The organism is Capsulimonas sp. (genome assembly GCF_039929585.1).
Lineage (GTDB): Bacteria > Armatimonadota > Armatimonadia > Armatimonadales > Capsulimonadaceae > Capsulimonas.
The window spans coordinates 21,516-28,195 of record NZ_JBDSQY010000203.1 but is presented as its reverse complement, the minus strand read 5'-3'; the positions used below and the strand labels follow the sequence as shown (position 1 = coordinate 28,195).

Here is a 6,680-nt window from a genome sequence, read left to right as displayed (position 1 = left end):
TTCCCTGCTTCAAGGGAGGGGGCGGCCGAAGGCCGGGGGTGGGTCACCCGGAGGGGTGGCGCGAAGCGCCGGGGTGGGTTACTCAGGGTCGGACGAAGGCAGGGGGTAGGTCACGAGGGGTGGAAGCGCCGGGGTGGGTGGACATGGTACAATAACCCCAATCGTTTGCACGTCATTACTTCCCTGAAGAGGACCCGTATGCAGTTTCTCTACCGCTGGGCGATCAGCGCGATCGCTCTTTATCTCACCGTGCTGCTGGTGCAGCTTCTCATCCATCACGGTATCTGGATCGCGCCGGGAACCAAAGGCGTGATTGCGGCGGTGATCGCCGCCGCTGCGCTTGGGATCGTAAACGCTGTGATCCGGCCGGTGGTGCAGCTGCTCACGCTGCCGCTGACCTGTCTGACGTTCGGACTCTTTTCCTTTGTCATCAACGCGCTGATGTTTTGGCTGGTGGGCAATTTTGTGGATGGATTCCACGTCAAGGGATTTATCGCGCCGCTGCTCGGCTCGATCATTATGGGACTAATCTCGGGGATACTCAATAATTTCTTGATTTCTGACCGTGAAAAGCAGAGGCGATAATGGAACTTGTGGTGATTACCGGCATGTCCGGCGCGGGTAAGACAGTGGCCGCGCGCGTGTTTGAGGACATGTCCTACAATGTGGTGGATAACCTGCCGCCGGTGCTGCTGCCGGAGCTGGTGGAGAAGTGTCTGGCCGTGAAGGACCAGGGGATGGGCGGCCTGCTGGCGGTGGTGATCGACGCGCGCGCCGGCTCGTTCTTTATGGGCTGGGAGCCGGCGCTGAAGCTGATCCGGCGTATGGGCGTTGAGCCGAAGGTGCTGTTTTTAGACGCTGTGGACGCCGCGCTCGTGCAGCGCTTCAAAGAAACGCGCCGCAAGCATCCGATTTTCGACGAGCAGGGCGGGATACTCGGCAGCATCAAGCTGGAACGCACGATGCTGGAGCCGATGAAGGAAACGGCAAACAAGGTCATCGATACGTCGGACCTGGACACGCACTATTTTCGCAATCTTCTGCTTTCGGCCTTCGCGCCCCAGGACGATAAGAACAAGGGGCTGACCGTCACCATCTCCTCGTTTGGTTTCAAATACGGTCTGCCGCTCGATGCGGACTTAGTGTTCGACGTGCGGTTTCTCGTCAACCCCCATTATGTGGATGAACTGCGCCCCTGCGATGGGCGCGATCCCAAGGTTGAGGAGTTCGTGATGGCGGACCCGGACTGCGAGCCGTTTCTGGCGAAAATCTACGATCTTCTGGACTTTTGCGTGCCGCAGTACATCGAGGAAGGCAAGGCGTATCTGACCGTTTCCATTGGCTGCACGGGCGGACGGCACCGATCCGTCGTGGTTGCCGAGAAACTGGCCGCGCATCTGCGCGGGCGAGATTATCGGGTTCTGACCCAGCATCGCGACGTGGATAAGTAATGATCAAGCAATTGCGCTCGGCGGTGAAGTGGCTTTACCCAGGCATGCGGGTGAAGCGCTGGATGCTGCTGACGTTCCTCGGCGTGATGCTGGTGATCGTCGGCGCCGCGCTCGCCACGAATCTGATGGGCCTCACCTATATCCAAAATCTGGACGACTTGACGAAGCTGATCATTACCAAGACGCGCTTCCCACCTCCCAGCCCCTTTCAATTTGTGGTGATGGGATTGGTCATTGGCGCGATCGGCTTTACATTCGTGCTGATCTCCATCGTGCAGTTCAATCGATCGGTGCTGGCCGTGGTGGCCCCGGACGCGCGCGATAACCTCGCCGACCGCATCTTCGTGCGCCGCAGCCTTGCGCAGGGGCAGCGCATCGTCGTCCTGGGCGGCGGCACGGGGCTTTCGACGATGCTGCGCGGTTTGAAAGAGTACACCAGCAACATCGTCGCCGTCGTCACGGTGACCGACAACGGCGGCTCGTCCGGACGTTTGACCCAGCAGATGGGCATTTTGCCTCCGGGTGACCTGCGCAACTGTCTGGTCGCGCTCGCCGACGCCGAGCCGACGCTCTCTCGCCTGTTCCAATACCGCTTTGAGGACAACCACGAGGGCCTCGCCGGCCATAGCTTCGGCAACTTGTTCATTGCGGCGATGACGACGATCTACAAGGGAAACTACGAAGACGCCATCGCCGCGACCGCCAAGGTTCTGGCGATCCGAGGCAAGGTTTACCCATCCACGACACAGAATGTCGCCCTCCTAGGAGAGCTGGAGGATGGGACGATTGTCGAGGGCGAAACCGAGATCGTGCATCAGCCGCTGCCGATCAAGCGGATGTATATCCGGCCTGAGAGCGCCCAACCGCTCCCCGAAGTCCTGCGCGCCATCAAAGAAGCTGACGCGATTATTTTAGGTCCCGGCAGTGTCTACACCAGCGTTGTTCCCAACTTATTGGTGGACGGCATCGCCGACGCGATCTCGCGCAGCAAGGCTGTGAAGGTCTATGTCTGCAACGTCATGACCCAGCCGGGCGAGACGCAGGGCTTTACCGCCTCGGACCATATCAAGGCCATCGCCGAGCATGCGCCGGGCAAAAAGATCGTGACGCATGTGCTGGTGAACAAAGAACGTCCTGCGCCGGAGCTGCTGGAGAAGTACGAGAAGCACGGTCAGAAGTTTGTGGAGCCGGATCTGGACGCCATCCGGGCGCTGGGCTACACGCCGGTGCCGGGAAACTTCATCTCCCAGGAGGACGTGGTGCGGCACGATTCCGCACGGCTGGCCGAGGCGATTTTCCGGATTGTTCTCTGAGGGGGGCGCGCGAATAAATATTTCGAAAAAAGAAAGTGAAATCGGCGCGAGTACGTGGAATAATGATTTTAGAAGACGGGAATTGGCCCGCCATGGGAGGTTACGTGCATATGACGCCACCGCAGCCCAAGGTAAGCTACTGATCACGCCAGGAATTGGCGATACGCCAGTACGGACGGCCATTCAGAAGCAGGTAAGCGAACGATCCGGGGCCCAACCCCAAGGTTTGAACAAGGCGGCCGGACAACCCGACAGGCTATGTCGTCCTACCGATCTTCAATAAAATCGCTGTCCAGTCTCACAAATTTAAAAGAAAAACAGCTCCTTCCTCCGGTCCCCAATGACCGGAGAAAGGGGCTTTCTTTTTTAGGCCGCTCGCTCCAGCCCAAAGTTCTCCAAGTACAGTCCGCGAATTTTCCCAATCTCCTCGTCGGTCAATGGTTTCTGATCCGGCGCGGCGCAGAACTCTTCCAATTGCTGCTCGTCGTAGATGTTCGGCAGCGCGGAGGCCAATGTCGGTTCGCTCCATAGGAACTGCAGAGCGGCCTGGCCGAGCGTGCGGCCCGTGCCTTCGGTCAGGAACGCGAGCTGGGCGATCTTTTTGAGGCCGTCTTCAAGCCACGCCTTACGCTTGTCGGTGCTGGTGATGCGCCAGTTGCGATGGTCGCCGGGGGCGAACTCGGTTTCGGTTGTGTAGTTGCCTTCGAGCAGGCCGGAGGCATGCGGGACGCGCACCATGACGCCGCCGCCGGTCTCGCGGGCGGCCGCGAAGACGCGCTCGCCGAGCTGCTGTTCGAGCAGGTTGTAGATGATCTGGACGCTCGCCACATGGCGCTTCTGGAAGGAGTGTTCGCCTTCTTCGCTTTGGCGAATATCAATGGCCGGTCCGAGCGCCGTGCCGATGTGCCGGATCTTGCCTTCGGTCTTCAATTCTTCTAAGGTGGCGAAGAGATCGTCGTTGTCGATGGCGTCGACTCGGCAGTTATGTAACTGGTACAGATCAATATAATCGGTCCCGAGGCGCTTCAGGCTCTCCTCGCAGGCGCGCTTGAGATAGGCGGGGGACCAATCGTGCGGGCGCTCGCGCTGGCCGGGCTGGATGCCGGGGTTGGTGTAGAAGTCGTAGCCGAACTTCGTCGCGATCACCATTTTGTCGCGATGCTCGCCGAGCGCCTGCTTCAAAATGGTCTCGCCAAGGCCGTCGCCGTAGACGTCGGCGGTGTCATAGAACGTGACGCCGAGGTCGAAGGCGCGGCGCAGAAGGCGCAGGCGCAGCGCTTCATCGGTGACGCCCCACATCCCCGTGCTGACGGTCCAAACGCCGAAGCCGACAACGGACGCGGTCAAGTCCGTATTTCCAAATTTGCGATACTGCATGGCTGTTCGTCTCCTGTTGACGCAATGTCAACATTGTACCCCGCGCCGCCACGGGTCGGGTATAACGGAGACAAGGATGGTAACGTTTATGCTCCCGGAAACACTGACGGTCGCGCTCAAGGAATGGGCGGTGGTCCAGCGCTCGCTGCTCGAAGGTCACCAATTGATGCTGCTTCGCAAGGGCGGAATCATTGAAGAGACGGGCGATTTCGATCTGAAAGCTACCGAGTTTCTCATCTATCCCAACTACGCGCACGAGACAGAGCGGCTGGGGGACTTGCAGCCATGCTTCGGGCAGTGGCTGCGCGAGGAGGAAGCGCGCCGGCCTCCTGCGGGTTTTGTCCGGATCGAAGCCGCCGCCCAGGTGACCGATGTGGTGCGGGTGGATCACCGCGAGACAATAGTCAAGATGTCGCCGCAGCATATCTGGAGCCGCCAATTTATTGACGGTCGGTACGATTGGGAGCCCTATAAGCCGATTTTTCTTCTTTTGCTGCGCGCCTACGCTCTGCCCGAACCACGTGTCCTGCCGATCTTACCTTCGTATGGCGGCTGCCGATCGTGGATCGAGATTGTGGAGCCCATTTCTACCGTGGGGGCGGCGCCCGCCGTTTCGGATGAGCATTTTGAGCGCCGGCGGGAGCTGACTCGTGGATTGCTGGAAGATTGATCGCGGGGCGCCCTGAGAAGATTGCTTTGACCTGCCGATAATGAACGCGTAGAATCCTCGGTGAATGTAGGGGTAATCATGCTTTCTTCGCGTCAAAGGCTGGGAGAACTACTCGTCTCCCATCGGCTCATCTCTCAGGAGCAGCTGGAAAATGCGCTGGCGGCTCAGCGTCATCGGTTTCAGCCGCTGGGTCAGATCCTGATGCAGCAAAATCTGATCACGGAAGAGCGACTCCTGCAGGCGTGCGCTCTGCAAAAGGGGTTCGCCGCCTGGCACCTCCAGCACGATCCGCCCACCAAGGAAGCGCTGGAATTCGTTCCCGCGAATCTTTGCCGCAGCTATCAGATCCTCCCGGTGCAGGCCAAGGCGGGACGCCTGTTCCTGGCCATGCGTGACCCAAGCGACGTCGACGCACTTGATATGGTTCGCGATCTTTGCAAACTTCGTATCGAGCCTGTTTTGGCGAACGAAGACCGTCTTGCGGCCCTGATCGAAGAAATCCATGGGCAGGCCGTCGTCGTCAACGACACGATGAGCAAGCTTGTGACCCAGGCGCTCGATGAATTCACGACCGATCAGAACGCCAGTGACGGCGCCGTCAGCGAAGCGGAAATGCGCCCGGTCGTCGGCCTGATCAACCAGATCCTCGCCGAAGCGATCAAGATGCGCGCCAGCGACATCCACCTGGAGCCGCGCAAGGATCGCGTCGAGTTCCGGTACCGTATCGACGGTCAACTGCAAAAAATGCATGAGATCCCGAACAAGCTGCAGGCCGCCTTGATCGCGCGTCTCAAGATTATGGCGCAGATCGATATCGTCGAATATCGTATTCCTCAAGACGGCCGGATCGAAGTGACGGTGGACGGCCGCACGATCGACCTGCGTGTCTCGATCCTGCCCAACTACCACGGCCAGCGCGTCGTTCTGCGCGTTCTTGATAAGAGCCAGACCCTGCGCCAGCTTCCCGAACTCGGCTTCTCCGACCACAATTTCAAGCTCTTCGGCGACATGATCCAGAAGCCGTACGGCCTGGTGCTGGTCACGGGGCCGACAGGGTCGGGCAAGACGACGACGCTGTACGCCGCTTTGAACAAGCTCAAGAACGAAACCAATAATATCATGACCTGCGAGGATCCGGTCGAGTACGCCATCGACGGCATCAACCAATCGCACGTCAATGAAAAGGTCGGTCTGACGTTCTCCGCTCAGCTGCGAGCCATTCTGCGCCAGGACCCGGACATCGTCCTTGTCGGCGAGATCCGAGACAAGGAGACGGCGGAGACGGCCATCCGCGCCTCGCTCACCGGACACCTGGTTTTGAGCACCCTGCACTGTAACGACGCTCCCAGCGCCATCCCGCGATTGGTGGACATGGGCATCGAGCCGTTTATGCTGAGCACCGCTTTGATCGGCGTCACCGCCCAGCGTCTCGTCCGCCAGCTCTGTCCCGAATGCCGCGAGCAGTACTCGCCGAACTCCGAAGAGCGCTCCGTGCTTGGCAATATGTACACCGGCGACGTCCCATTGCTCTGGCGTCCCAAGGGCTGCCCGCGCTGCAGTGGCAACGGCTATCGTGGACGGAACGGCGTCCACGAGATCCTGCCGATCGGACCGCAAATGCAGAGCCTCATCGCCAACTGCGCGTCGATGGACGAACTGAAAAAAGTCGGTTCTACCTACGGTTACGAAACGATGCAGGAAGATGTCTGCCGTCGCGTGGTCAAAGGTGAGACATCCTTCAACGAAGCGCGCCGCCTGGTCTTCTTCGATACGGTATCGCCCGCGCAATACCCAACCGCTCAGACCGTTCCACAGCCCGTGGCGGTCGAGCGCGCCGCTTAAACATCGCCGTCGCCGGATTGGAATTGC

Annotated in this window: 6 protein-coding genes; 5 read left to right on the top strand and 1 reads right to left on the bottom strand. The window is 59.7% G+C overall.

All coding sequences use genetic code 11. From position 1 onward, the window contains the following. The first annotated feature begins 198 nt into the window (after positions 1-198). From ABIZ35_RS14805 to ABIZ35_RS14795, 3 genes are read left to right on the top strand one after another with little or no spacing between them, the layout of a single operon-like run. A complete protein-coding gene (locus ABIZ35_RS14805) occupies positions 199-585 on the top strand; it encodes a phage holin family protein (protein ID WP_348220692.1) in 387 nt (128 codons plus the stop codon). Then, the gene (gene rapZ / locus ABIZ35_RS14800; protein ID WP_348220691.1) at positions 585-1,451 is read left to right on the top strand and encodes an RNase adapter RapZ; all 867 of its coding nucleotides are present in this window, start codon (positions 585-587) and stop codon (positions 1,449-1,451) included. Before ABIZ35_RS14805 ends, rapZ begins: the two co-directional genes overlap by 1 nt. Next, positions 1,451-2,764 (top strand): gluconeogenesis factor YvcK family protein, encoded by a 1,314-nt coding sequence (locus ABIZ35_RS14795; protein WP_348220690.1) that lies wholly within the window; start codon positions 1,451-1,453, stop codon positions 2,762-2,764. The genes rapZ and ABIZ35_RS14795 overlap by 1 nt, the downstream gene beginning before the upstream one ends. A gap of 366 nt (positions 2,765-3,130) precedes the next feature. On the opposite strand, the gene ABIZ35_RS14790 is transcribed toward ABIZ35_RS14795, so the two are convergent. Continuing rightward, entirely contained in the window at positions 3,131-4,141 is a 1,011-nt protein-coding gene (locus ABIZ35_RS14790) for an aldo/keto reductase (RefSeq protein WP_348220689.1), read from the bottom strand. 88 nt (positions 4,142-4,229) lie between these two features. Here ABIZ35_RS14790 and ABIZ35_RS14785 point away from each other — a divergent pair, with 88 nt between their 5' ends. Both ABIZ35_RS14785 and ABIZ35_RS14780 read left to right on the top strand, forming a co-directional pair. After that, positions 4,230-4,811, top strand: a complete 582-nt coding sequence (locus tag ABIZ35_RS14785; protein WP_348220688.1) for a DUF1802 family protein — start codon at positions 4,230-4,232, stop codon at positions 4,809-4,811. A 78-nt stretch (positions 4,812-4,889) separates the two neighbouring features. Beyond that, positions 4,890-6,653 (top strand): GspE/PulE family protein, encoded by a 1,764-nt coding sequence (locus tag ABIZ35_RS14780; RefSeq protein ID WP_348220687.1) that lies wholly within the window; start codon positions 4,890-4,892, stop codon positions 6,651-6,653. The last annotated feature ends 27 nt before the right edge of the window (positions 6,654-6,680 follow it).

Coding starts and splice junctions, on each gene's coding strand:
- ABIZ35_RS14790 (WP_348220689.1), bottom strand. CDS start 4,141: ATGCAGTATCGCAAATTTGGAAATACGGACTTGACCGCGTCCGTTGTC.
- ABIZ35_RS14785 (WP_348220688.1), top strand. CDS start 4,230: ATGCTCCCGGAAACACTGACGGTCGCGCTCAAGGAATGGGCGGTGGTC.
- ABIZ35_RS14805 (WP_348220692.1), top strand. CDS start 199: ATGCAGTTTCTCTACCGCTGGGCGATCAGCGCGATCGCTCTTTATCTC.
- ABIZ35_RS14795 (WP_348220690.1), top strand. CDS start 1,451: ATGATCAAGCAATTGCGCTCGGCGGTGAAGTGGCTTTACCCAGGCATG.
- ABIZ35_RS14780 (WP_348220687.1), top strand. CDS start 4,890: ATGCTTTCTTCGCGTCAAAGGCTGGGAGAACTACTCGTCTCCCATCGG.
- rapZ (WP_348220691.1), top strand. CDS start 585: ATGGAACTTGTGGTGATTACCGGCATGTCCGGCGCGGGTAAGACAGTG.